This is a genomic window from Mycobacterium sp. NPDC048908 (assembly GCF_043197955.1).
Taxonomy (GTDB): domain Bacteria; phylum Actinomycetota; class Actinomycetes; order Mycobacteriales; family Mycobacteriaceae; genus Mycobacterium.
The window spans coordinates 463,010-487,636 of the sequence record NZ_JBICUE010000004.1; the positions used below are offsets into that span (position 1 = coordinate 463,010).

The 24,627-nt window shown below is 66.2% G+C and carries 26 protein-coding genes; 9 read left to right on the forward strand and 17 right to left on the reverse strand.

Features of this window, described 5'->3' with window-relative positions; translation table 11 throughout:
- Positions 1 to 840 carry an RDD family protein gene (locus tag ACGFK1_RS14280; RefSeq protein ID WP_393429747.1) on the forward strand — a complete coding sequence of 280 codons (840 nt, stop codon included), beginning with the start codon at positions 1 to 3 and terminating at the stop codon, positions 838 to 840.
- 7 nt (positions 841 to 847) lie between these two features.
- Here the strand turns inward: ACGFK1_RS14280 and ACGFK1_RS14285 are convergent, their stop codons facing one another.
- Positions 848 to 1,342: a DUF1772 domain-containing protein gene (locus ACGFK1_RS14285; protein ID WP_393429750.1), complete on the reverse strand. Its 495-nt coding sequence runs from the start codon at positions 1,340 to 1,342 to the stop codon at positions 848 to 850.
- A 119-nt stretch (positions 1,343 to 1,461) separates the two neighbouring features.
- Between ACGFK1_RS14285 and ACGFK1_RS14290 the strand changes: the two genes are divergently transcribed.
- Positions 1,462 to 2,421 carry an AraC family transcriptional regulator gene (locus ACGFK1_RS14290; RefSeq protein WP_393429753.1) on the forward strand — a complete coding sequence of 320 codons (960 nt, stop codon included), beginning with the start codon at positions 1,462 to 1,464 and terminating at the stop codon, positions 2,419 to 2,421.
- Here ACGFK1_RS14290 and ACGFK1_RS14295 read toward each other — a convergent pair.
- The 3 genes from ACGFK1_RS14295 to ACGFK1_RS14305 are packed head-to-tail and all read right to left on the reverse strand — an operon-like array spanning position 2,385 to position 5,270.
- Positions 2,385 to 3,548, reverse strand: coding sequence for a cation:proton antiporter (locus ACGFK1_RS14295; protein ID WP_393429755.1), 1,164 nt, complete (start codon positions 3,546 to 3,548; stop codon positions 2,385 to 2,387). The genes ACGFK1_RS14290 and ACGFK1_RS14295 overlap by 37 nt on opposite strands.
- On the reverse strand, positions 3,549 to 3,923 hold the full coding sequence (locus tag ACGFK1_RS14300; protein ID WP_393429758.1) for a hypothetical protein: 375 nt from the start codon (positions 3,921 to 3,923) through the stop codon (positions 3,549 to 3,551). It lies immediately after the preceding gene.
- Between the two features lie 15 nt (positions 3,924 to 3,938).
- The gene (locus ACGFK1_RS14305; protein ID WP_393429761.1) at positions 3,939 to 5,270 is read right to left on the reverse strand and encodes a carotenoid oxygenase family protein; all 1,332 of its coding nucleotides are present in this window, start codon (positions 5,268 to 5,270) and stop codon (positions 3,939 to 3,941) included.
- Between the two features lie 56 nt (positions 5,271 to 5,326).
- On the opposite strand from ACGFK1_RS14305, the gene ACGFK1_RS14310 reads away from it, so the two are divergent.
- The 4 genes from ACGFK1_RS14310 (at position 5,327) to ACGFK1_RS14325 (ending at position 7,997) form a co-directional block, all read left to right on the forward strand.
- Positions 5,327 to 5,854, forward strand: coding sequence for a PadR family transcriptional regulator (locus ACGFK1_RS14310; protein WP_393429764.1), 528 nt, complete (start codon positions 5,327 to 5,329; stop codon positions 5,852 to 5,854).
- Positions 5,855 to 5,971: 117 nt separating this feature from the next.
- The gene (locus tag ACGFK1_RS14315) at positions 5,972 to 6,691 is read left to right on the forward strand and encodes a PadR family transcriptional regulator (protein WP_393429767.1); all 720 of its coding nucleotides are present in this window, start codon (positions 5,972 to 5,974) and stop codon (positions 6,689 to 6,691) included.
- A gap of 54 nt (positions 6,692 to 6,745) precedes the next feature.
- Positions 6,746 to 7,624 carry an oxidoreductase gene (locus ACGFK1_RS14320; RefSeq protein WP_393429770.1) on the forward strand — a complete coding sequence of 293 codons (879 nt, stop codon included), beginning with the start codon at positions 6,746 to 6,748 and terminating at the stop codon, positions 7,622 to 7,624.
- A 124-nt stretch (positions 7,625 to 7,748) separates the two neighbouring features.
- On the forward strand, positions 7,749 to 7,997 hold the full coding sequence (locus tag ACGFK1_RS14325; RefSeq protein WP_393429773.1) for a hypothetical protein: 249 nt from the start codon (positions 7,749 to 7,751) through the stop codon (positions 7,995 to 7,997).
- A 4-nt stretch (positions 7,998 to 8,001) separates the two neighbouring features.
- On the opposite strand, the gene glpK is transcribed toward ACGFK1_RS14325, so the two are convergent.
- Positions 8,002 to 9,555, reverse strand: a complete 1,554-nt coding sequence (gene glpK / locus ACGFK1_RS14330) for a glycerol kinase GlpK (protein WP_393429776.1) — start codon at positions 9,553 to 9,555, stop codon at positions 8,002 to 8,004.
- A 1-nt stretch (position 9,556) separates the two neighbouring features.
- Between glpK and ACGFK1_RS14335 the strand changes: the two genes are divergently transcribed.
- Positions 9,557 to 10,318 carry a class I SAM-dependent methyltransferase gene (locus ACGFK1_RS14335; RefSeq protein WP_393429779.1) on the forward strand — a complete coding sequence of 254 codons (762 nt, stop codon included), beginning with the start codon at positions 9,557 to 9,559 and terminating at the stop codon, positions 10,316 to 10,318.
- On the opposite strand, the gene ACGFK1_RS14340 is transcribed toward ACGFK1_RS14335, so the two are convergent.
- Positions 10,308 to 11,108: an MBL fold metallo-hydrolase gene (locus ACGFK1_RS14340; RefSeq protein ID WP_393429782.1), complete on the reverse strand. Its 801-nt coding sequence runs from the start codon at positions 11,106 to 11,108 to the stop codon at positions 10,308 to 10,310. The genes ACGFK1_RS14335 and ACGFK1_RS14340 overlap by 11 nt on opposite strands.
- 80 nt (positions 11,109 to 11,188) lie before the next feature.
- On the opposite strand from ACGFK1_RS14340, the gene ACGFK1_RS14345 reads away from it, so the two are divergent.
- Positions 11,189 to 12,667, forward strand: a complete 1,479-nt coding sequence (locus ACGFK1_RS14345; protein ID WP_393429785.1) for a glutamate--cysteine ligase — start codon at positions 11,189 to 11,191, stop codon at positions 12,665 to 12,667.
- A 10-nt stretch (positions 12,668 to 12,677) separates the two neighbouring features.
- Positions 12,678 to 13,358 (forward strand): class I SAM-dependent methyltransferase, encoded by a 681-nt coding sequence (locus ACGFK1_RS14350; RefSeq protein WP_393429788.1) that lies wholly within the window; start codon positions 12,678 to 12,680, stop codon positions 13,356 to 13,358.
- Here ACGFK1_RS14350 and ACGFK1_RS14355 read toward each other — a convergent pair.
- The 11 genes from ACGFK1_RS14355 to ACGFK1_RS14405 all read right to left on the reverse strand — a co-directional run bounded on the left by ACGFK1_RS14355 (position 13,355) and on the right by ACGFK1_RS14405 (position 24,625).
- Positions 13,355 to 14,698: a cation:dicarboxylate symporter family transporter gene (locus ACGFK1_RS14355; RefSeq protein WP_393429791.1), complete on the reverse strand. Its 1,344-nt coding sequence runs from the start codon at positions 14,696 to 14,698 to the stop codon at positions 13,355 to 13,357. The genes ACGFK1_RS14350 and ACGFK1_RS14355 overlap by 4 nt on opposite strands.
- 29 nt (positions 14,699 to 14,727) lie before the next feature.
- Entirely contained in the window at positions 14,728 to 15,849 is a 1,122-nt protein-coding gene (gene egtE, locus ACGFK1_RS14360) for an ergothioneine biosynthesis PLP-dependent enzyme EgtE (RefSeq protein ID WP_393429794.1), read from the reverse strand.
- A complete protein-coding gene (egtD, locus tag ACGFK1_RS14365; protein ID WP_393429797.1) occupies positions 15,846 to 16,811 on the reverse strand; it encodes an L-histidine N(alpha)-methyltransferase in 966 nt (321 codons plus the stop codon). Before egtD ends, egtE begins: the two co-directional genes overlap by 4 nt.
- Positions 16,808 to 17,500 (reverse strand): ergothioneine biosynthesis protein EgtC, encoded by a 693-nt coding sequence (gene egtC, locus ACGFK1_RS14370; protein WP_393429800.1) that lies wholly within the window; start codon positions 17,498 to 17,500, stop codon positions 16,808 to 16,810. The genes egtD and egtC overlap by 4 nt, the downstream gene beginning before the upstream one ends.
- Entirely contained in the window at positions 17,500 to 18,786 is a 1,287-nt protein-coding gene (gene egtB / locus ACGFK1_RS14375; protein WP_393429803.1) for an ergothioneine biosynthesis protein EgtB, read from the reverse strand. Before egtB ends, egtC begins: the two co-directional genes overlap by 1 nt.
- Positions 18,783 to 20,069, reverse strand: a complete 1,287-nt coding sequence (egtA, locus tag ACGFK1_RS14380; protein WP_393429806.1) for an ergothioneine biosynthesis glutamate--cysteine ligase EgtA — start codon at positions 20,067 to 20,069, stop codon at positions 18,783 to 18,785. The genes egtB and egtA overlap by 4 nt, the downstream gene beginning before the upstream one ends.
- A 123-nt stretch (positions 20,070 to 20,192) precedes the next feature.
- Positions 20,193 to 20,843 (reverse strand): sensor domain-containing protein, encoded by a 651-nt coding sequence (locus ACGFK1_RS14385; protein WP_393429809.1) that lies wholly within the window; start codon positions 20,841 to 20,843, stop codon positions 20,193 to 20,195.
- Between the two features lie 4 nt (positions 20,844 to 20,847).
- Positions 20,848 to 21,276, reverse strand: a complete 429-nt coding sequence (locus ACGFK1_RS14390) for an organic hydroperoxide resistance protein (protein ID WP_393429812.1) — start codon at positions 21,274 to 21,276, stop codon at positions 20,848 to 20,850.
- A 48-nt stretch (positions 21,277 to 21,324) separates the two neighbouring features.
- Entirely contained in the window at positions 21,325 to 21,741 is a 417-nt protein-coding gene (locus tag ACGFK1_RS14395) for a hypothetical protein (protein ID WP_393429815.1), read from the reverse strand.
- Positions 21,742 to 22,464: 723 nt separating this feature from the next.
- Positions 22,465 to 23,520 carry a DUF4185 domain-containing protein gene (locus ACGFK1_RS14400; protein ID WP_393430127.1) on the reverse strand — a complete coding sequence of 352 codons (1,056 nt, stop codon included), beginning with the start codon at positions 23,518 to 23,520 and terminating at the stop codon, positions 22,465 to 22,467.
- 73 nt (positions 23,521 to 23,593) lie between these two features.
- A complete protein-coding gene (locus ACGFK1_RS14405; protein ID WP_393429818.1) occupies positions 23,594 to 24,625 on the reverse strand; it encodes an aspartate-semialdehyde dehydrogenase in 1,032 nt (343 codons plus the stop codon).
- Between the last annotated feature and the right edge of the window lie 2 nt (positions 24,626 to 24,627).

The following is a 24,627-nucleotide window of genomic DNA, read 5'->3' on the forward strand; positions in this document are numbered from 1 at the left end:
ATGGTCAGCCAGCAAGAACCGGTGGTGACCGGGGATGCGGTGGTCTTGGACGTTCAGATCGCCCAGCTACCGGTGCGCGCGTTGTCGGCGATGATCGATCTGGTCGTGGTGTTCATCGCCTACATCATCGGTGTGCTGCTGTGGGCGACCACGCTGACGCAGTTCGACGATGCGTTGTCCGCCGCGGTGCTGATCATCTTCACGGTGTTGACCCTGGTGGGATATCCGGTGATCTTCGAAACCGCCACGCGGGGCCGGTCACTGGGCAAGATGGCGCTTGGGTTGCGGGTGGTGTCGGAGGACGGTGGCCCAGAACGGTTTCGCCAAGCGCTGTTCCGTGCGCTGGCCGGTTTCATCGAGATCTGGACCCTCGTCGGCGGTCCGGCCGTGATCTGTAGCTTGTTGTCTCCCAAAGGGAAACGGATCGGTGACATCTTCGCGGGCACGGTGGTGATCAGCGAGCGCGCACCGAAGCTGAGTCCGCCGCCGCCGATGCCGCCGCAGCTCGCATGGTGGGCGTCTTCCCTGCAGTTGTCCGGCCTCGGTCCCGAGCAGGCCGAGCGCGCCCGCCAATTCCTCTCCCGCGCACCGCAATTGGATCCGGAGATCCGCGATCAGATCGCATACCGGATCACCGGCGAGGTGGTCGCACAGATCTCGCCGCCCCCTCCGCCCGGTGTGCCGCCCCAATTCGTCCTCGCCGCGGTGCTGGCAGAACGCCACCGCCGTGAGTTGGCCCGCATGCAGCCGCCCGCACCGCCGACTGCCGCACCACCGCCGCCGCACTGGCCGCCCGCGCCGTCCACACCGAACTCCGGCGGCTTCACCCCGCCGAGCTGAGATCGCCTCAGCGACACCGCAAGCCGAACAGCATCAACCCGGCGGCAACGAAGCTGGTGGCAGTGCGGGCGTGATTCCAGGCCGTCCATGTCGAGGAGTACGCCCGCCACTCGTGCGCGGCGTCGGTCAGCGACAGGCCCTTGGGGTTCACGGCGTCAAGGTGAGTGTTGAGCGGAACATTGAAGGCCATCGTGATGACCGCTCCGAGGACGCCGACAGCCGCACCCATCAGCAACCACCAACTACCCGGATGGTTCAGCCGCATCATTGAGGTGGCGCCGACAGCGCCGGCGAGAATGGTCGCGCCGAAATACCCGAGTAGAAAAGCCGCATTGGCGTCGGCCTCGGCGTTGATACCGCGCATCGCCGTGATGGCGGCGATGGGACCGGTTCGGTCAAGCCCGCGCATCACGAAGGTGGAGAACGTGTACATCATTCCGCCCGCAGCGGCACTCGCGAGGGCCGTGAGCGAGGTGAGGATCACGACGGGGTTGGTGGTCATGACCAGAAGTCAAGTGGTCGCGCTCGGCACGAACCATCGCTCACCGTCCCGAATGCATACGCGCGCGTCTACACGTCTTTCTCGCCGCGTACCGAACCGGCACGCGTTAGGCTCCGGGCGTGGACGCCGTTGTCGGCCTGCTCGACGGTGTGCGAGCACGCAGCGCTTTCGTATTGCGGATGATGATGGATCCGCCGTGGTCGATGAGCATCGAAGACGAGGCACCGCTGACGCTCATCTGTCAGACCCACGGCCGCGCGGTGATCGCAGGCAAGGCCAGCGGGACGGTCTGGCTCGGCGCCGGAGATGTCGCGCTGACCCGCGGCGCCGAACCGTATCTGTTCGCCGACGACCCGACCACGCCACCGATGGTCGTCATCGGACCGGGCCAGCGCTGCACCACGCTGTCGGGCCAGGATCTGAAGTTAGAGATGTCGCTGGGGCTTCGCACGTGGGGCAACAGCGCATCGGGGGCGACGCGCTCGGTGATCTGCGCGTACGAAGGCCGCAGCGAGGTCAGCGCCCGTCTGCTCGACGCGCTTCCCGCGCTGCTGGTGTTGCGTGCCGACGAATGGCAGACCCCGCTGGTGGCTCTACTCGCCCAAGAGGCGGCCCACCAAGGTCCGGGCCAGGAAGCGTACCTCGATCGACTGCTGGATCTGTTGTTGATCGCGGTGGTGCGCACCTGGTTCGACCGAGACGGAAACGCCCCGACATGGTGGCACGCCGAACAAGACCCGGTGGTCGGCCCGGCGCTCAAGTTGATGTACAACAACCCAGAGCATCCGTGGACCGTTGCCAATCTCGCTGCCGCCGTGGGCAGTTCGCGTGCAGGCTTTGCCAGCAGGTTCACCGAGCAGGTGGGCGAGCCGCCTATCGCGTTTCTGACCAATTGGCGGCTGGCGCTGGCGGCCGACCTGTTGCGAACCACCGAGGTCACCATCGCCGCCGTCGCAAGGCGGGTCGGCTACAGCACCCCGTTCGCGTTGAGCAGCGCGTTCAAGCGGGCATACGGTGTCAGCCCGAATACCTACCGCCTCGGCTACTCCGGCGCCGCGTTCGGCTCGTCGGCTCTCTGACGGCGTGCCGCCACCGCGCCCGCCAGCGATGTGGTCGCCACGGTGACGAGCGCGCCCAGCATCAGCGCCGACGGCTCACCCGGTCCGAGCAGGTGCTGTTCGGTGCCCAGCGTCGCAGCGGCGACCGGCACCCCGAGTTGGGCGGCCGACAACGTTGCGAGCGTCGGCGGCTGGCCGAACCCGATGCCCACTGCGTGGGCGAGCAACGCGCCGAGTCCGAGACCGAGGCCAAGCAGGACCAGTGCGGGGTGCTCACCGAGCTCGCGCACCTGCAACGACGCACCGAGCCAGACAAAGAACAGCGGCCCGAAAAAACCTTCGGTGATGCCGAACAGCTGGCGGGCCAGCCGGCGCGGTTCACCGACGGCCGAGACCACAAGGCCCAGAGCGAATCCCGCCAACATGATCGACACATGCGTGGTCACCGCCAGCGCGCAGAGACCGAACAGCAGAATCAGGCTCAGCCGAAGTTCCAGCGCGAGCCTGCGCATATGCGAGTAGTGGTGCAGCCGCCTGCGCCAGCCACGTCGGGCGCCCGCGCGCAGCACCACGAACACCACGGCGGCGCAGCCGGCTATCGCGACCGCACCAAGCGTGGCCCGCGCCGCCTGGCCGGGGTTGATCACCAAGGGCAGCAACACAACCGACGCGGCGTCGGCGATCGCGATCTGGGTGGTCACCGAGAGCACCGGCGGGCCATCCAGCCGTAACGAGTCGATGACCGGCAGCGCGAGCGCCGCCGAGGACGACGCCATCAGCACGGCATACACCGCCGCGTGTCCCGTGCCGAACACCTGCGCCAGCACCAGGCCGAGTAACGCCGCCACCACACCAACGGCAACGGCCCGAAGCAGCGCCTTGGGAATCTGGGAGCGCAAGGTGCGGTCGCGTACCGGGACGTGGGTTCCGACGACGAACATCACCAAGGCGAACCCGATGTTGGCCAGCAGCGTGAACGTGGCGTCCGTGTGGTCCACGATTCCGAACCCGGTCCGGCCCACCACCAGTCCGGCGACCAATTCGCCGATGATCACCGGGACGCTGAAGCCCCGGAACGAGGCCAACAGCGGGCCCGCCATGCCGATGACCGCCAGCAGCGCCAGCGAGTGGAAGCCGAAACCTGACATCTAGTGCCACGAGGCCAAATGGCAAGGGATATCTGTGTTCTCATCCGTGAGGTAGCTGGCATAGACCCGGTGGTAGCCGTCGGCGATCTGCAGCGGGTACCCGCCGACCGCGCTGCCGCGGACCAAAAGGATCGGCGACAACTTCTTGCCGTCGCTGATCTTCGCCAGGTCCGACCGGACATGGGCGTTCGTGTCCGGCAACAACTGCAATTCGGCGGCGCGCAGAATGTCCTTGGCCTTCCGGAACACCGGTTTGCAGGCCTTCAGCGCCGTCACCGTCCTGTCCACCTCGGCCCTTTCCGCAAGCATGCTCAGGTAGGCCGCGGCCGCGTCGTAGTCGTGTGCTTCAGGCTGGTCCAGCCATTTCACCGCCATGGCCGGACACGTTACTCAACCCGCGATCCAGTTGCCGTGGAATCCATACGGAACTCGCTGCGGCAGTTTGATTCTGGCCACTGGCGACGCGCCGAATTCCGATGCATCGATGATCACCAGATCACTACCGTCGCGCGCGGAATCGTAGACGTAGCCCAGATACCAACCACTGCTCTCGTCGGCGGGACCGGTCGTCGACGGGACGAACACCGCCTCTCCCGGCCCCCCAGGTGACTGCGCGGTGCCGAACACGTGCTCGACAGCGTCACCGGTGGTCAGGTCATAGCGGATCAAGCGACTGTCGCCGACGGATACCGCGTAGCGGGCGGGCAGCGTCGCCAGCCTGTCATCGATGCGGGGAAACTCGACCGCGCGGTCGTCGAGTTGGCGTTCGGACACCGCGCCGCTCTGCAGATCGATCGTCCAGCTCCACAGCACACCGTCAACGTCGAACCCGCCGCTGTCACGCCACAGCTCCGGATACCGAACCGCGTGCAGCACAATCGAATTACCCGCATCGTAGGCGTTGGCCACGTGGAAGACGTAACACGGGTCGATCGCGAACCAGCGCACCTCGCCGTACGGGTCGTCGCGGCGCATGACGCCGAGGCGCGCACCGTACTCGTCGCTCCACCGATAAGGCATGTCGCCGCCCCCGGTGAGCGCGACGTCGAGATTGAATACGACGGGCAGATCCAAGAAGACGACGTGCTCGGCGGTCAGCGCGAAGTCGTGCATCATGGTCAGCGCGGGCACGTCGAGCGGCCGGTTGATCGTCAACTCGCCACTGGCGTCCGCGCGGTGGTACGTGACGTGTGGCGCGAAGATGTTGCCGTATCCGAAGAAGTGAAGCTCACCGGTGGTGGGGCAGATCTTCGGATGCGCGGTCATCGAGTCGACGAGCTTTCCGCCGAAATCGTAGGCGCGCAACGTCTCCAGGTCGTTGGAGACCTCATACGGCAGCGACGATTCCACCAGGGCCAGCGTCTTGCCCGCATGGTTGACGACATGGGTGTTGGCAACGCTGGCACGTAGGTTGCGAGTGCCGTCGGCGTTGTAGAGCGGGAAATCTTCGACGAAGCTGTCGGTGCGCACCCAGCGGTTGCGGTACCAGGCGGCGCGGCCGCCTTCGATGCGTACGCCGTGGATCATCCCGTCGCCGGTGAACCAGTGCGCGGTGGCTTGGCGTGGATTGGGCCCGTTGCGCAGATACCAGCCATCGAGTTCGGTGGGGATGGCTCCCTCGACGGGCAGATCGAATTCGGTCAGTTCGTCAGTGACCGGTGCGTAGTTGTCGCGCTGAAAGAACTCGCCGGTTCCGAACAAGGTGGAGGAAGCGTCCGTCATAGGTCGAATCTGACATGTCTATTTTGACATGTCAATAGTGGAGGTACGATCGGCCGGTGAGTTTGCGCATCGCAGCATTAGGTCTGCTGGCCCAGGAGCCCGGCAGCGGGTACGACCTGCTCAAACATTTCGAGAAATCGATGGCCAACGTGTGGCCCGCCACCCAGAGCCAGCTGTACGGCGAGCTGAACAAGCTCGCGGACGCGGGCCTGATCGAGGTCGCCGACATCGGCCCGCGGGGCCGAAAGGAGTACCGCATCACCGATGCCGGCCGGGCCGAATTGCGGCGCTGGGTGGCTGACGCGCAGGACGACCCGCCCTTTCGCGACGCTGGCCTGCTGCGCGTTTTCCTGCTTGGCGAAGTGCCGCGCGAGCAGGCCCGCAAGCATGTGGTCGCAATGGCCGAGCATGCCGAAGCCGAGGTCAGCCGACTCGAGCAACTGCGCGACTCCATCGACTGGACCCGCGACGACGGGCTCTTCTACGGGCGCGCAGCGCTCGAGTGGGGCCTGCGGAAGAACGCCATGGAGGCGCAATGGGCGAACTGGCTGATCGACGCGATCGACGAGCGGGCAGGAACATAGCTTCCGAAAGATGAGAGCGACTCACTTGGTCGTTGCATCGCGATAGTTTCCGATATATCGTCAATGTATCGCAAGCGCGTTCGGCGCTTCATCCTCGAACGTTAGGAAGCACCACCCATGACCAACCCATTCACCCCGCCACCCGGCCCGATCGGCTTCGGCTTCGGCGACCGCCGCGCCCTTCATCAGCAGCGCCGTCAGGCCAGGCGCGAATTCCGCGAGAACCTTCGCGATCAGCTACGCGAGCACGACTGCGGACCTGGCTTCCAAGCCAACTTCGGCGGCTTCGGCCCCGGCCGCGGATTCGAGTTCGGCTTCGACCCCCGCGCAGGCTTCGGCTTCGGGTTCGGCCCCGGCGGTCCGCGCGGTCGCGGCCGCGGCGGACGCGGTCGGGGCAAGCGCGGCGACGTCCGCGCCGCGATCCTGAAGTTGCTCGCGGAACGGCCGATGCACGGCTACGAGATGATCCAGGAGATCGGCGAACGCAGCCAGAACCTGTGGCGGCCGAGCCCGGGCTCGGTCTACCCAACGCTGCAGCTGCTGGTCGACGAGGGTTTGATCATCACGACCGAAAGCGACGGCAGCAAAAAGCTTTTCGAGCTGACCGACGAAGGTCGCAGTGCAGTCGAGAAAATCGAGACCGCGCCGTGGGACGAGATCGCCGAGGGCTTCAAGGATGAAGCGCCCGGCCATCTCAACCTCCGCGCGGCGATCGGCCAGCTGATGGGCGCCGCCGCACAGTCGGCGCACACGGCCACCGAGGATCAGCAGGCGCGCATCGTCGACATCCTCAACAACGCCCGCCGCGAGATCTACGGCATTCTCGGCGAAGATTAGCGACGTGTGGAGCCTGGGCCGCGCCCACCGCGGCTCAGGCTCCACAATTCACATATGGACACCTACTCGATTGGTTCGTACTCAGTTGGCCGCGTCGGCTTCGGCGCCATGCAGCTACCCGGTCCCGGTGTGTTCGGGCCGCCGCGCGATCACGACCAGGCGCTGGCGGTGCTGCGCCGCGCAATCGAGTTGGGCATCAATCACATCGACACCGCGCAGTTCTACGGCCCCAATGTGGCCAACGCACTGATCCGTGAGGCGCTGCACCCGTACCCGTCCGATCTCGCATTGGTGAGCAAGGTCGGCGGCGCACGCGACGATCAGGGCAACTGGCTGCCCGCCCAGCAACCAGACCAACTGCGCGCGGGGATAGAGGAAAACCTGACCACCCTTGGCACCGACCGGCTGGCCGCGGTCAACCTCCGGGTGTTCTCCAGCGAAGGCCCCAACGCCCCGGCCGCCGTTGAGGACCGCGACCTGTTCGACGCTCAGCTTTCCGCGATGATCAAGGCCCGCGACGAAGGGCTGATCGCCGGAATCGGATTGAGCAGCATCAGCCTCGAACACCTGCAGATCGCGCTGGAGCGCACCGAAATCGTCTGCGTGCAGAATGCGTACAACCTGATGGACCGGACATCGCAACCGATCCTCGACATGTGCCTGGAGCGCGGCATCGCATTCGTGCCGTTCTTCCCGCTCGGCTCGGCCTTCGCCGCCGACAATCCGGTCCTGGGGCATCCCGCAGTGCAGGGCGAGGCCGCCAAACTGGGCCGAACCCCCGCGCAGATCGCCCTCGCATGGACACTCTCGGTGGCGCCCAACGTGTTACTGATCCCCGGCACGTCGTCGGTGCCGCATCTCGAGGAGAACACGGCCGTCGCCGAAATCGAGCTGGACGACGACACCAAGACACAACTCGACGATGCGGCGTAGCTCACGTCGGGAATACCGCACAACTCCGCGGCGCTGAATTGCTTTGTCCCACAAGGAGCAACAAGGTATATTTAAGCTAGCTAACTAAACTAGTGACGTAAAGCGCGGAAGGAGTTGCTCAACGATGAAGCCCGCAAAGTTCTTCGCATCGGTAGCGGTAGCCGGAGGTCTGGTCGCAGGCGCGCTCGGACTCGGCGCCGGGGTTGCAAGCGCCGACCCAGGGCCTTGGCACGGCGGACATGGATGGCACGGCAACGGCCATGACTGGCACGGCTGGGATGGTCGCGGCTGGCGGGGCGATCCCGTGCCTGGCGGCTGGAACGGCGGCTGGGAACCGTGGGGCGGCGTTTGCGTCTTCGGCGCCTGCATCTAGCCGGTCAGTCGACGTCCACCCAGTCCAAGGTGCGCTGCACGGCCTTCTGCCAACCGGCGTAGCCGACCGAGCGCTGGTCCTCGCTCCACGCGGGTGACCAGCGCTTGTCTTCTTGCCAATTGGCCCGGAGGTCGTCAGCGTTCTCCCAGAATCCCACCGCAAGGCCCGCCGCGTACGCGGCGCCCAACGCGGTGGTTTCCGCGACCATCGGTCTGACCACGTCAACGCCGAGCACGTCGGCCTGAATCTGCATGCAGAGGTCGTTGACGGTGATACCGCCGTCGACCTTCAAAACCTCCAGGTGCACACCGGAATCGGCCTTCATCGCGTCGACGACGTCGCGGCTCTGATAACAGATCGCCTCGAGGGTGGCGCGCGCGAGGTGGGCGTTTGTGTTGAACCGCGACAGGCCGACGATGGCCCCGCGGGCGTCCGAGCGCCAGTACGGTGCGAACAGTCCGGAGAATGCGGGCACAAAGTAGACGCCGCCGTTGTCCTCGACCTGGCGGGCCAGCGCCTCGCTCTGCGCAGCACCGCTGATGATGCCCAACTGGTCGCGCAGCCACTGCACCGCAGATCCGGTGACCGCGATCGAACCCTCCAGCGCGTAAACGGGTTTGGCATCGGCGAACTGGTAACACACCGTGGTCAGCAATCCGTTCTCGGACCGCACCATCTTCTCACCCGTGTTGAGCAGCAAGAAATTCCCTGTGCCGTAGGTGTTCTTGGCTTCGCCGGCCTCAAGGCACACCTGGCCGACCATTGCGGCCTGCTGGTCACCGAGGATGCCCGTGATCGGAACCTGTCCGGACACCGCCCCGTCGTCGCGGGTGATGCCGTAGGACTCGGGGAATGACGAAGGCCTGATCTCGGGCAGCATCCCGCGCGGAATTCCGAAGAACGACAACAATTCGTCATCCCAGTCGAGCGTCTCCAGGTTCATCAGCATCGTCCGGCTGGCATTGGTCACATCGGTGACATGCACGCCGCCACGTGGGCCGCCGGTGAGATTCCACAGCACCCAGGTGTCGGGCGTTCCGAACAGCGCGTCGCCCTTTTCGGCGTCGGCGCGCACGCCGTCGACGTTCTCGAGGATCCACTGCACCTTGCCTGCCGAAAAATATGTGGCAGGCGGCAAGCCCGCTTTGCGCCGGATCACGTCGCCACGGCCGTCGCGATCCAGCGCTGAGGCGATGCGGTCGGTGCGGGTGTCCTGCCAGACGATCGCGTTGTAGTACGGGCGTCCGGTGCGCCGATTCCACACCAGGGCGGTTTCCCGCTGGTTGGTGATGCCGAGCGCGGCGAGATCAGTGGTCGACAGCTTCGTCTTGTTCAGCGCCGACTGGATGGCGGATGCGGTCCGTTCCCAGATCTCCACGGGGTTGTGCTCGACCCAGCCCGCCTTGGGAAGAATCTGGTCGTGTTCGAGTTGATGGCGGCCGACCTCGGCGCCATCGTGGTCGAAGATCATGCACCGCGTGCTGGTGGTGCCCTGGTCGATGGCCGCTACGAACTCCGCCACTACGCATTCCCTCCTCTGGCTGCTCCAATCGACCATCATGGTCTACGTGGCCGCATTGATCACTGACATCGACCGCATGCCCCGCGGCGGACCGGACGCCTCCTGCCTCGACCGGTTGTTACAGACCGATGTGCCTGAATATCTGGACCGCGACGACGTAGCCGACGGCACCAAGCGCAGTGTGATCCGGGCCCTGGAGTGGACGGGCGAATTCTTCGGCAACACCGAGAGGTTCGCGAAGGTCGTCCTCGACGAGGTGGCCGACGTGCCCGACCCGAGGATCCTCGAACTCGGTTCCGGTCACGGCGGGCTGTCGCGCAAACTGCTGGACTGGCACCCCACGGCTCACGTCACCGTGACGGACATCGACAAGCGGTCGGTGGCGGCCATCGAAGCCGGCGACCTGGGCGATCACCCGCGGGCCACCGTCAGGGAAATGAATGCGACCGCGATCGACGCCCCCGACGGCCATTTCGATCTTGCGGTGTTCGCGTTCTCTTTTCATCACCTGCCGCCGTCCGCCGCCTCGCGGGTGTTCGCCGAAGGCACCCGGGCGGCCGACAAGCTGGTGATCATCGACCTGCCACGGCCGCCGTCGCCGCTGCACCTCGCCCGATTGGCGACCATGCTTCCACTGGCCCCATTGGTGCCGTTTCTGCATGACGGGGTGATCAGCTCGCTGCGGTGCTACAGCCCGTCGGCGCTGCGTGCGCTGGCCGCGCATGCCGACCCGGCGATCGAGGTGCAACTGCGCGGCGGGCTGATGAAGCCCCAGGTCGTGGTGGCCACTAGACCGTGACCGAGGAGCCTCGTCCGAGTTCGATGACCCGGTCGGCCAGCCCCCGTCGTTTCATCTCGTCGGTGAACTCCGAAAGCGGCGAGGCGAAGACGCCGTAGTCGTCGAAGTGCACCGGAATCATCCGCGGCAGGTCGAGCAGTTCGACCGTATCCGCGCCTTGGCGCCCGTCCATGGTGACCGTGAGACCGAACGACAGATGAGCTCCGAACGGCAGCCGGGTGCCGCCGAGATGCAGTATGCCGACCTCGATCGAATCGAAACGCACTGGTATTTCCCGTAATTCGTCGACGAACAAGGTGTCGCCGGAGACATAGATCCGTCGCCGCGCCGAACCGTCGGTGAACTCGAGCATGCTACCCATCACCGGCGGGAGCAGCCTGTCCACCGGCGTCGGCGCGTGTCTGCCCGGCAGCGCCGTGACGGTGACACCGGCATTGCCCTTCACGATCTGATGGCTTCCCCATCTGGGTAACCCAAGCGCGCGACCGAAGCCGCGGCGTGCCAGCCGCTTGGCCGCGTGCGGCGTGGTCAGGATCGGCAGTGCGTGGTCGAGACGGCGCTGGGACACCCGATCCCAATGGTCGCCGTGCATATGGGAGAGCACGATCGCGTCAAGTGCCGGCAGTTCGTCGATGTCGAGCGCCGGGCCGTGGCGGCGCTTCGAGACCAACCCGTAGCCGAGGTAGGCGTGCTGCCCCTGGTGCAGGAAATTCGGGTCGGTCAGCAGGTGCAGCCCCGAGGCCGAGATGAGGGTGGTGGCATTGCCGATGAAGGTCACCGTGATGTCCATCGCGAGGGACTACCCGGCAGTTGCCGGTTTATGCGGCGATTTGCTTGCGCGGTCGTCAACAACGCTGAACCATCGGCGTTGTGGGCGAAGAGGTGAACCAGACCGATTTTTCTCGCGCACAGCGCCGGGAGTACCGGCGCAAGGTGCAGCTGTGCCTCGACGTGTTCGAGACGATGCTCGCCCAGGCCAGCTTCGAATTCGACCGGCCGCTGACCGGTATGGAGATCGAGTGCAATCTGGTCGACGGCGAGTACCAGCCGGCGATGAGCAATCAGGAAGTGCTCGCCTCGATCGCCGACCCCGCTTATCAAACCGAATTGGGTGCTTACAACATCGAATTCAACGTCCCGCCGCGCCGGTTACCCGGCCGCGCCGCACTCGAGCTGGAATCCGATGTGCGGGCCAGTCTCAACGAGGCGGAGGAGAAGGCGAATTCCAACGGCGCACACATCGTGATGATCGGGATCCTGCCGACACTGATGCCCGAACACCTCTCCGGCGGCTGGATGAGCGAGTCGACCCGCTATCAGGCGCTCGAGAACTCGATCTTCACCGCCAGGGGCGAGGACATCCTGATCGACATCGAAGGCCCGGAGCGGCTGAGTCTGCAATTGGCGTCGATCGCACCGGAGTCGGCCTGCACCAGCATGCAACTGCACCTACAGGTGTCCCCCGCCGACTTCGCCGACAACTGGAACGCGGCACAGGTGCTGGCGGGCCCGCAGCTGGCGCTGGGCGCCAACTCGCCGTACTTCTTCGGCCACCAACTGTGGCCGGAAACTCGTATCGAGCTGTTCACGCAGGCCACCGACACCCGCCCGGATGAGCTCAAGTCCCAGGGCGTGCGCCCGCGGGTCTGGTTCGGCGAGCGGTGGATCACGTCCATCTTCGACCTGTTCGAGGAGAACGTGCGCTACTTCCCGTCGCTGCTTCCCGAGCTGTCCGACGAGGATCCGGTCGCCGTGCTGGCCGACGGCCACACTCCGCGACTGGCCGAACTGCGGCTGCACAACGGCACCGTCTGGCGGTGGAACCGGCCGGTGTACGACGTGGTGGACGGCAAGCCGCACCTTCGGGTGGAGAATCGGGTGCTGCCTGCAGGGCCGACCGTGGTGGACATGATGGCCAGCGCCGCGTTCTACTACGGCATGCTGCGCACGCTGTCCGAGGAGGATCGGCCGCTGTGGACGAAGATGAGTTTCGCTGCGGCACACCACAATTTCGTAGCCGCTGCGCAACACGGCATGGAGGCAAGGCTGTACTGGCCCGGCCTGGGCGAGGTCACGCCCGACGAGTTGGTGCTGCGCAAGCTGTTGCCGATGGCCGATGAGGGACTGCGGCGCTGGGAAGTGTCGGGCGAAGTGCGCGATCGGTATCTCGGCGTGATCGAGGGCCGCGCCAAAACCGGCCGCAACGGCGCGGCCTGGCAGGTGGCCACCGTGCACGCGCTGCAGGAACGCGGGATGACCCGACCCAAGGCGCTGGCCGAGATGCTTCGGATGTACTGCGAGCGGATGCACAGCAATGAGCCGGTCCACACTTGGGACGGCCCCGACTAGTTTGGACGCCATGGCATCTGAACAAGTGATGGACTGGGACGGGGTATACCGCGGCGAGGGAGAGTTTAGTGGTCCGCCGCCGTGGAACATCGGTGAGCCGCAGCCCGATCTGGCCGCGCTGCACCGCACGGGCATGTTCCGAAGCGACGTGCTCGACGCCGGCTGCGGGCACGCCGAACTGTCGCTCGCCTTGGCGGCCGACGGTTACACCGTGGTCGGTGTCGACCTGAGCCCCACCGCAATCGCCGCGGCCACCGCCGCGGCCAACGAGCGCGGCCTGACCACCGCAACCTTCGTCCAGGCCGACATCACGGATTTCACCGGATACGGCGGCCGTTTCAACACGGTCGTCGACAGCACGTTGTTCCACTCGCTGCCCGTCGAGGGCCGCGACGGCTACCTGCGCTCGGTGTACAACGCCGCCGCCCCCGGCGCCTCGTACTTCATCCTGGTGTTCGCGAAGGGCGCGTTCCCCGCCGAGATGGACCCGAAACCGCATGAGGTCGACGAAGACGAACTGCGGGACGCGGTGTCGAAATACTGGCAGGTCGACGACATCCGGCAGGCAGCCATTCACGCCAATGCGATGGCGATTCCCGACGCGCCGTTCGAGATGCCCGCACACCAGACCGACGAGAAGGGCCGGATCAAGTTTCCGGCGTTCCTGTTGACGGCCCACAAGGCCGGCTAATGCGTTGCTGCCGCGGGCTTTGCGGCCTCGTCGTCGACCATGGTGCGCTCGTCGAACGGCCTGTCGCCGTCGAGCACCTGCGTCATCCGCTCATGGTCCATTGACTGTGTCCACGCGCCGATGAGCACCGTGGCGGCCGCGTTGCCGGAGAAGTTGGTCAACGCGCGCGCCTCCGACATGAACTTGTCGATGCCGACGATAACGCCGATACCGTCGAGCAACTCGGGCCGATGGCTCTGCAGGCCGGCCGCCAAGGTGGCCAGTCCCGCGCCGGTGACGCCTGCGGCGCCCTTCGAAGCCACCATCATGAACAGCAGCAGGCCGAGTTGCTCCCCGATCGACAGCGGGTCACCCAACGCGTCGGCGACGAACAACGATGCCATCGTCAGGTAGATGGCGGTGCCGTCGAGGTTGAACGAATATCCGGTCGGCACAACGATTCCGACCGTTGTCGGCTGCACGCCGGCGTGTTCCATTTTGGCAATCAGCCGCGGCAACGCCGACTCCGACGACGACGTCGCGACGATCAGCAGATACTCACGAGCCAGATACCGAACCAACTTGAACACCGAGACACCAGCCGCGAACCGCAGTAACGCGCCGAGCACGCCGAAGATGAAGATCAGGCAGGTCAGGTAGAAGGCCAACATCAGCACCAGCAACTGAACGACGGCGTCAAAACCGGTGTCGCCGACCACTTTTGCGATCGCGCCGAACGCACCGATCGGCGCCAGCCAGAGAATGCCTGCCAGGATGCGGAACACCAGCTTCTGCAACAGCGCGACACCAGCCAGCAGCGGTTCGCCGGTGCTTCCCATCGCCTGGATCGCAAAGCCGACCAGAAGCGCCACGAACAACGCCTGCAGCACATTGCCTTCGGTCAGCGAGGAGAACAGCGTATTGGGGATGATGTCCTGGATGAAATCCATTGCGCCGCCTGCCCCGTGCGCCTCCTCGGCGAGCTTCTGGCCAGCGCTCGGGTCGGGGGAGATGTGCAGGCCGCTGCCAGGGCTGATCAGATTGCCGACGAGCAGGCCGATGCCGAGGGCGACGGTCGACATCACCAGGAAGTAGACCAACGCCAGGCCGCCGACCTTGCCGACCGAGGCGGCTTTGCGCACCGATCCGATGCCCAGCACGATCGTGCAGAAGATGACCGGGGCGATCATCATCTTGATCAGGTTGACGAACATGGTGCCGAGCACCCCGAGTGCTTTGCCGGTGTCGGGGGCCACCAAGCCGAGGATCACGCCCGCGACGACGCCGACGATCACCAGAATGTAGAGCCAGTGGGTGCGATCGCGCTTCGTCTGGCGCGGCTTGCCGTCTACCTGGGTCATGCAGGTGGAATAGCCAAAAGCGGGCTACGTCACACCTGCGCGGCAGCGGTGGCCAGCGCGTCGGCGCACTGCTCGAGTTCGTCGGCGGTGGTGTCGACATGCGGAGACACCCGCAGCACAGGTGCGCTCATCTCGAACGGTGCCCGCTGCACCCCGGCGGAAGTGGTGACGATGCCCCGCTCGGCGATCAACCAGGACCGCACCCGTTCCGGGTCGACGTTCTTGGGCGCCAACGTGGTGATCGCCGTGGGCTCGTCGACGGGTTCGACGACCCGCCAGCCCTTGACGTCGGCCAGCGCGGTCCTTGTCATCTCGCCGACCCGTGCCAAGCCGTCGCGGATCCGTTCCGGCCCGGCGGCGAGGTGTTCACCCAGCGCGACCGAATAGCCAACGCGTGCAGCCACATTCGCTTCGCCGTGTTCGAGGCGTTGCAGCACCGGGATCGGCAGGTTCCACTCCGGCGGTGGCAGCCGCGGCCTGAGCCGCTGCGCCAACTCCGGATGAATCGCCAACATCCCGGCGCCGCGCGGGCCGGCCATCCACTTGCGCGACGAACTGTAGATCGCCGCCACACCCACGGCGCAGTCGAGATGTCCGAGCGCCTGGGCGGCGTCGACGACCAACGGCACACCGATGTCGCGGCACACCTCGGCGACCGCGGCCAGCGGCTGAGCCACGCCCCTGTGGCTGGCGAGCGGGGTGAGGTGCACCAACGCGGGCGGGCTGGCGGCCAACTGCCGGACGGCCTCGTCGACCGCGAGCCTGCCGAGGTCATCGGCTGGCAGCACGCTGACCTGAAAGCCGTTGGCGGCCATGACCGCCAGGTTGGGGCCGTACTCGCCGGGCAGGCACGCCAGGGTGCGCTCTCCCGGCCAACTGCTGAGCAGCAGGTCCAGCGCATTGTTGGAGCCGGTGGTGAAGACGACGTCGGACGCCTGCAGTCCGGTCAGCGCGGCCACGGCCGCGCGACCGGCATCGAGCACGGGCGCCGCGGCCTCCTCGGCGACGTACCCGCCGAGCTCCGCTTCATGTCGGGCATGTTGTGCCGCCGCATCGAGCACCGCGAGGCTCGGCCGCGAGCACGCGCCGCTGTCGAGGTGCAGACCGGCGACTTTTGGCCGTGCCGCCCGCCACTGAGTGGACAGACTCATTTCGTCGCCAGCGACAGCCCGAAATCGCCAGCGGGATCGGTCCACCAGTGCGTACGCTGCAGGCCCGCCGCCGCCAGTTCGGATGCCACGCCCTCCGGCCGGAACTTGCACGACACCTCGGTGAGCATCTCCTCGCCAGCGGCGAAGTCGACGGTCATGTCGAGGTCGGCGATGGCGATCCGTTGCGCGGTCACGGCGCGCAGCCACATCTCTATGCGCTCCTCATTCGTGTTCCACTTCGCGACGTGTGCGAACGCGTCGATGGCGAAGTCGGCATGCAGTTCCCGGTTGACGACGGCGAGCACGTTGCGGTTGAACTGCGCGGTGATCCCGGAGCTGTCGTCGTAGGCGCGCACCAGCCTGTCGGCGTCCTTCACCAGGTCGGTGCCCAGTAGCAAGCTGTCGCCGCGCTGCAAAGTGTCCGAAAGCGTGGACAGGAACTGCGCGCGCGGGCCGTGCGTCATGTTGCCGATCGTCGAACCGAGAAACACCACCAACCGTCGGCCGACGCGCGGGATCTTGCCCAGGTGCTCCTCGAAGTCGCCGCACACCGCCTCGATGTCGACGCCGGGATACTCGTGCTGAATCGCCGAACCCGCCGCGTTCAGCATTCCCGCGTCCACGTCGAAAGGAACGAACCTGCGCAGCGATTCGCGCTCGCTCAACGCGTTCAGCAACAGCCTGGTTTTCTCCGACGTGCCGCTGCCAAGCTCGACCAGAGTGTCGGCACCCGATGCCTCGGCGATCTCGGCCGACCGGGCCCGCAGGATCTGGGCCTCCGCACGGGTCGGATAGTACTCAGGCAGGCGAGTGATCTGGTCGAACAGATCACTGCCGACGGAGTCGTAGAACCACTTGGGCGGCAACGACTTCGGCGACTGCGATAGCCCGTCCCGGACGTCTTTGCGCAGCGCCTGCGCCGCCGAGTCCGCGGCCAGATAGTTCGACAGGGAGAAGGTCATGGCGATCCTTTCAGCGGGATCAGGTCGACACGGGACCCGTCGACCAGCACGAGATGTCGGTCGGGGATCTCCTGCCAGTCGGGATTGTCGTCGTACGGTTCGCTGGCCAGCACGACTCCATCGGCTTGCCGCAACACCGAAAGCGTGTCGCCCCATGTGGTGGCCCGCAGTTGAGATCCGTTGCCTGCCAATATGTTCAGCCGAGCGTTGGGGTCGGCGGCCGCGACTTCGACGATGGTGTCGCCGAGCACGTCCAAGCCACGGTCGAAGATCAGTGCGGCCAGCAGCGCGCTGTCGACAGTGGATTCCGCCTTCCCCGACAATGGCAGCACGCCGCGATCCACCAGCCCGTTGTGGGACAGCAGCCACTGGCCATCGCTGAACGGGGCAGACGCCGACGGTTCGATGGGCATGCCGATGCTCGCCGAACGCACCGCGGCGACAACGCATTCACTGCTCAGTGCGGGCGCCACCGATGCAAACGAGACATCGCCCCACAGCGGTGCGGCACTTCGCCACCGCCGCGCAACGCCGGTGTCGAAGAACCCGACGCCCCACCCGTCGGCGTTCATCAGACCGTGCTTCTGCCGCCGCGGCGCGTATGACTGGACCAGCAGCCCCGAGGGCGGCTCGAGCACCAGTGACGCGATCGACCGCGGCTTGCCGAGCCAGCCGAGATGTCGGCACATCAGATGTCCCACGCCAGGCGAACGCCCGAGAAGATCTGGCGCCGGATCGGGTGATCCCAGTTGCGGAAGCTCGGCCGCATGATGCTGGACGCGACCGCCCAGGATCCGCCGCGCAACACCTTGTAGTCGCCTGCCCCGGAACCTTCGAAGAACGGTTGCGAATATTGCTCGTAGAGCATCGGGGTGAATCCCGGCCATGGTCGCAGCGGTGATGAGGTCCATTCCCACACGTCACCAAGCATCTGCTCTGCGCCGTATGCAGAAGCACCTGCCGGGTACGCCCCGACCGGGGCGGGCCGCAACGCATCACCGCCGAGGTTGACCAGGTGTGCGGTGGGTTCCGAAGCGCCCCAAGGAAATCGGCGACGCTTGCTCGTCGTCGGGTCCCATGCCGCCGCCTTCTCCCACTCCATCTCGGTGGGCAGGCGCGCGCCGGCCCACGCTGCGTAGGCCTCCGCTTCGAAATAGGTGATGTGCTGCACCGGTTCGTTGGCGGGGATCTCCTCGACATGCCCGAACCGGGTCCGGGTGCCGTCGGGGTTCCAGAACTGCGGGGCGGTCAGCCCCGCCTCCCTGCGATGCGCCCACCCGCGGTCGGACCACCACCTTTGCTGCTGGTAGCCGCCATCCTCGATGAACTGGCGCCATTCGCCGTTGGTGACCGGGACCCGGCCGATGCGGAACGCCTGCACGTCGACGATGTGGGCGGGCCGTTCGTTGTCCAGTGAATGCGGTTCGCTGACCGCGTCCACACCGAGGACGAACTCACCGGCGGGGACCAGCACCGACGTCCCCGCCACGTCGGGACGGCCAGGCGGCAACGCGGATCCGCGGTCCAACAGCGGCGAACCGGTGCGCAGGTTCAGAGCCTGCAGCATGGTTTCGTCGTGCTGATTCTCGTGGCTGACCACCAAGGCGAAGTTGAATCCCGGGTCGTCGCCGGGCAACGCGTCCAACGAATCCAGTACCTTGTTGCGCACCGTGCTGCAATAGGCGCGGGCATCTGACGGCGGCAGCAACGGCAGGTTAACCCGGCTGGCACGGGAATTCACGAACGCGTCGTAGCAGCGCTCGACCTGTGGCTCGAGCATTCCGGGCCGCTCCGGGTTGTTGCCGCGCAGCAGCCACAGTTCCTCCTGCCAGCCGATGTGCGCGAGGTCCCACACCAGCGGGCTCATCAACGGGCTGTACTGGCGATGCAATTCGGCGTCATCGAAGTCGACCAACCGAAGCGTGCGGTTCCTGGCCGTCGCCAGTTCGCTGGCCAGCGTTTCGCGTGCGGTCACGTCTCCCCTTGCGCCAGTTGGGTGATCGCGGTTTCGATCCCGTGCTTGACCGCCCGATCTGAGAAGTCGTCGGCCGGACAGCGTCCCTTCTCCAGCGAACGCACCAATTGCTGCATCGATTCCTCGAGTTCGGCGGGCGCTCGTTCGGCAGCGGTCTGCACGCAGCGACGGGCCGCCTCGCGCAGCCGTCGATCGCCGAGCCCGATCTGGGCAGCGCGGTCCCATGCCGTCGCGACTGGCTCGGTGGCCTCGGCGGCGATGTCGGCGGCCACCGGATCGTCCAACAGGGTGACAAGGGTGAACACGACGGCGGGCCACACCGTGTCCGGCAGGCTGTCGAGATAGCGGATCTCCAGCCACCGCCGGGGCCGCACCGGCGGGAACAGAGTGGTCAGGTGATACTCCAGATCGGCCAGCGTCGGCCTGCGGTCGCCGAGCAGCACCCGGCCGTCGGCCCAGTCGGCGAAGGGCACCCAGTCCGTCACCGGAACCGCATCCGGACTGTGTACCAGCATCACCGGCGCCTTCAACGCGTACCCGGCCCATTCCCTCGCCGGATCGTCGCCGTTGACGCCGAGAACCGGACCGCATCGCGCGGAGTCCAACTGGCTCCACACCCGCTGGCGCGTGGACTGCCAACCGGAGAACTGGCCGCCGAGCAGCGGGGAGTTTGCGGCGACGGCGATCATCGTCGGGCCGAGCGCATGCGCCAACCGGACCCGGTCGGCCCAACCGTCCCGCGGCCCCGCCTCGAGGTTGACTTGAACCGAGGCCGTCGACGTCATCATCGCCGCGCCGGCCTCGCCGGTCTGGCTGGCATTGAAGAACTGCTCCATCGCGCGGTACCGGGCGCCGGGGTTCACCCTTTTCGCCGGTCGCAGCGGATCGGCGCCGAGCAGCACCAGTCCAAGCCCGGCTTGCGCGAACGCCGACCGCAACGTCGCGCGGTCGGCCGTCATCGCGGCGATGGCCGCCACCACATCGTCGGTGGGCGGCCCGGACAGCTCGACCGCACCGCCCGGTTCGACGGTGATGGCGCTGCCGCCGGGCAGCGCCGGCACGCTCGCGATCGCGTCCGTCAGCTCCGCCCAGTCCGGCCGGCGCATGGGGTCGGCCAAATCGAAGCAGTGCGCCTCGACTTCCAGTCCGACCCGGCCCACCGGGCCGTCGGCCAGTGACCTCTCGCCGATGTGCTGAGCCGCGCTGTGCGCGCTGGTCAATTCGGCGGAGTCGGCATGCGGGGGATGCCCGTCGTCCACATCGGACGGGATGGCGAAGGTCATGTCTTCCGGCCCCTTCCGGGTAGGGAATGATCGCGGCCCTCTGTCCATCTTCCAGAGCACACCGACAAAGTCTCGCGGTTTTTTGATGACACCTTCGTGACGTCTTCGCCGAAATGTTGCCCGTTACTGCCCCAGTGTGTTTTGCATGGCGCCTGCCAGCACATTCACCGCGGGACCGGCGTTGCCAGATTGGCAGACTTTCGCCTGCAGCAGAACGTTGTCCCGCTTGCGGGTGGTGGTGAAACAACGCCGGTCCGTGCCGGCCTCCTGTTTCACCCAGTCGGAATCGGTCGCGCTGGCGGGCCCCCCTGTGAAGCTCCACACCTGGGTCGTGAAGTTGTCCAGATGCATCGCCGTGGTCTGGCCGTTGCAGCCCGCTGTCCGGTCGACCACCCGGTGGAACGCCCGATCGGCGGCGTCGGCGGTGGCGAACACACCGACGGCCTGCTTGGCGAAGTGGGTCTGATCGTTGTCACCCGTCTGTGCGACCGCACCGTTGAACGACGCCAGATCGGGGTCGACGAACACCTCGGGCAACCCGATGTCGGCCCAGTTGTTGCAGGCCGGTTCGTCCACGTAATACGACTGGAACGGGTCGTTGTACGTCCACGCGAATCGCATTGGAGCGCCGACGATATTGCTGACCGAACCCTTGCCCAGTACGGCGTAATTCACCACCCCGGGGTCGGACGGTCGCGCCAGGGCTGGCGCAGCAGGTGCCGCCGCTGACAGACCGACGGCCAGACCGGCGCCTATCGCTGCGACGGTCCGCACCGGCTCAAACCTTCGCCGACAGCGTGACGTCGATGTTGCCCCGGGTGGCCTTCGAATACGGGCACACCTGATGCGCCTGGTTCATCAGATCGTCGGCAACGCTCTGCTCGAGACCAGGCAGATAACCGATCAGGTTCGCGTTGATCCCGAAGCCACCCGCGGAGTCCTTACCGAAACCGACCTGCGCGGTGATGCCGCTGGCATCGTCGAGGTCGATCTTGTTGTTGCGGGCCACCAGGCGAAGCGCGCCAAGGAAGCAGGCGGCGTAGCCGGCCGAGAACAGCTGTTCGGGGTTGGTCCCCTCGCCGCTGCCGCCTGCTTCTTTGGGTGGTCGGGTGTCGAGGTCGAGCCTGCCGTCCGAAGACTTCACATGGCCGTCCCGGCCGCCCCCTGTTGCCGTGGACTCCGCGGTGTAAACGACGTCGATGCTCATGCGGACGATCATGCCAGCCCGGGCGGAGACGGCAAGACGGGTCAGCCGCTATGACGGCCTGGGTGCCGTGGTGGTCGGGCCGCCAGGCTGCGGCGAACCCGGCCCCTGCGGTCCCTGGACATTCGGGCCGCCGGGCCCGAACGGCGGGTTCGGACGGCCGAACTCGCCGCGCGGCGGCCCCATCGGGAACATCATCGGCCCGTGGTGCATGACACCGAAGTCACGACCGCGGTCGCCGTGGTGCCAGCCGCGGTGCCCACCGCCGGAATGCGCCCCGAGGAAGAAACCGGAGAAGAAGATGACGGCCACGATGAACACGACACCCGCCACGATGCCGACCCATGCGGCCACCGTGCCGAGCCTGCCGTGGCGGCGTGGCTCGACGGCGACGGCGTGCGGTTCGCCGGGCGGCGTGGTGCTCAGTGGGCCGGTCGCAGTGTCAGAGGAGGTGGTTGGTTCGCTCATGCCTTGAGAATGCAAGCGGCGTCGATGTCCCTGTCATGAATTACTTATGAATCAGCTGTGAATGGCGGCACCGGTCGCTCGTGCATGCCTGCCTCTCGCCGGTTCTGTTCAGACAGCCTGGAATCCTCTTCAGCGAATTTCCGGTGGAGCTGGGCGCTCGCACGCCTGCGCGCATCTTCGGCGCTTTGAAGCGCAACGCCGCGCGCCCGATCTCGGTACCGGCTACTGGATCGGCCACGCTTGGCAGGTACCCGCATTGCGCCCCAGCATGCGCGCCAGTCATGTAATGCACTCACCACGCCCGTCGAGGAGGTAGCGGACACGTGCCATGCGAACATCGTTGTCTCGCAATCTGATTGACATACAACTCGAACACCCGCCACCAGGGCCAAGTATGTGGCATCTGTGACTGATGTGTCCTATGTGACACGCTGTCCCCGAAATGATTGACGACTCCCAGGTATGGGTAACACCGCGATAACGCGGCTGAGCAGTACCGCGTTGGGATGGCCGGCAGCTTCGGCGTATAGCTGTCGGTCATGTCCTGTCACGTTGTCGCGCTGCCCTTTTCGCTCGGTGATTCGGCAGGGCGCCAGGCGGGTACAGGTTTAGCCATGAACAGCGACATGATCATGGCGATGTCGGGCTTGATGGCCCTGGCCGCGGCGGCGCTGACCGGAGCGATGTGGGGCACGCCGCTGTTTCGGTGGTTCCTTCGCTGAGCTAGGGCTTGAACGGATTCACCGCGAACTGGATCACCCGATAAGGCGTGTTGTCGCCCGGGCCGGTGTTCCATTGGCTGATGAAGACCCGCAGTTCATCGAGAGTCGAGCCGGGCGAAAGGTAGCCGCCATACGGTTGCGCGAGCCGGTTGTTGTCCGGCGGCCCGAGGTCCTCCGCGGGCTCCGGCCACGTCCCAGCGACGACGACCGTCGTCACGGGCGCCGACCCGAGTCCCGTCGGATCGTTCGCGACTCGGACCTCCATGTTGCCGGTGCTCGCGTTGAAATAGGACAGCACGGTCTCACCGTCGACCTGCCGTGCGCTCATCTCGCCGATTCGATCCGGCCACAACGGTGTCGGCGGCTTGCCCCATCCGTCACTGGCCGACCAGCCCTGCCACGTGGCGCGGTCGGTGAATGTCTCACGTTTCGCGCGGTACAGCACTGCCGGGCTGCTGCGATCGAAGTTGTTCGCGACGATGTACACCCAACCGGTGGGCGAATCGGGTTTCGGGATCGGGTCGTAGTAGCCGCTGACCTGTGACTGTCTGCCGGCCTCGTAGTTGGCGTTCCGCAAAGAGCCCGGCACCGTTGGCCAATTGCCCTGTGCCGGATTGGCTTTGACCAATCGCGACGTCTGCGGCACCAGATCCTTCACGGTGGTGACCAGCAGATAGTTGTCCCGGTTGATCTGGACGACGCCTGCGGGCAACTGAGACATACCCGCGGGCGTGGGCTCAGCCAGCAGCGGATTGAAGTTACCGGTCACCCGGTCGTAGCGCACACCGGCGGGGTCGTCGACCGAATCGGTGTCGACGTGCAACGCGATCGGCGAATGCCAAGGCCCGAACCCGACGCCCTGACCCGCGAAGCTGTCGCCGCAGACCTGCAAGATGCCGGCCGGGAACTCCATGAACTCACAGAGATCGGTCGCACCGATGTCGTAATCGCTTGTCGGCGTTCCGGTTCCGGCTGCCGGGGCGATACGGATCACCTGGCCCGGCGCCAACGGCGGCAGCACAGGCGCAGGGACCGGGGCAGGCTCGGCATGCGCGATGCCCGCCGAAACGGTATTCCAGCAGAGAAAAACCGAGAAGAGGCCTGCTGGAATACAGTTTCGGCGCAAGGTGTCAAAGTTCCTCGGCCAGCAACTCAGCGATCTGAATGGTGTTCAGCGCCGCACCTTTTCGCAGATTGTCGCCGGACACGAACAGGGCGAGGCCGCGACCGTCGGGGACACCCGGATCCCGGCGGATGCGACCGACGAGCGACTCGTCGACACCCGCGGCGGCCAGTGGCGTCGGCACGTCGACCACCTTCACCCCTGGCGCGTCGCGCAGCAGCTCGCGGGCGCGGTCCACCGACAACGGCCTGGCGAACTCGGCGTTGATCGACAGCGAGTGCCCGGTGTACACCGGCACCCGCACACACGTCCCGCTCACCAGAAGGTCGGGAATGCCAAGGATCTTGCGGCTCTCGTTGCGCAGCTTCTGGTCTTCGTCGGTCTCTCCGGAATCGTCGTCGACGTAGGAACCCGCCAGCGGCACCACGTTGAACGCGATCGGTGCGACGTACTTGTCGGGCGCAGGGAATTCGAGTGCCGAACCGTCGGCGACCAACTCCTTGCTGCTACCCACGACCGCGCTGGCCTGACCAAAAAGCTCCTCGACACCGGCGATTCCGCTGCCGGACACCGCCTGATACGTCGACGCGATCATCCGCACCAGGCCGGCCTCGTCGTGCAGTGGCTTGAGTACCGGCATCGCAGCCATCGTCGTGCAGTTCGGGTTGGCGATGATGCCCTTCGGGCGGTTACGCGCGTCCGCGAAGTTGACCTCGCTCACCACCAACGGCACCTCGGGATCCTTGCGCCACGCCGACGAGTTGTCGATGACCGTGACACCCGCGGCCGCGAACCGCGGCGCCTGCACGCGCGACATCGTCGCACCCGCGGAGAACAGTGCGATGTCCAACCCCGCGGGATCGGCGGTGGCGGCGTCCTCGACCTCGATCTCCTGACCGCGGAACGACAGCTTTTTGCCCTGTGACCGCGCCGACGCGAAGAACCGCACGCTGGTGGCGGGAAAATCCCTTTCCTCCAACAGTTTTCGCATCACCTGGCCGACCTGTCCGGTCGCACCCACTACTCCGATGTTGACCATCG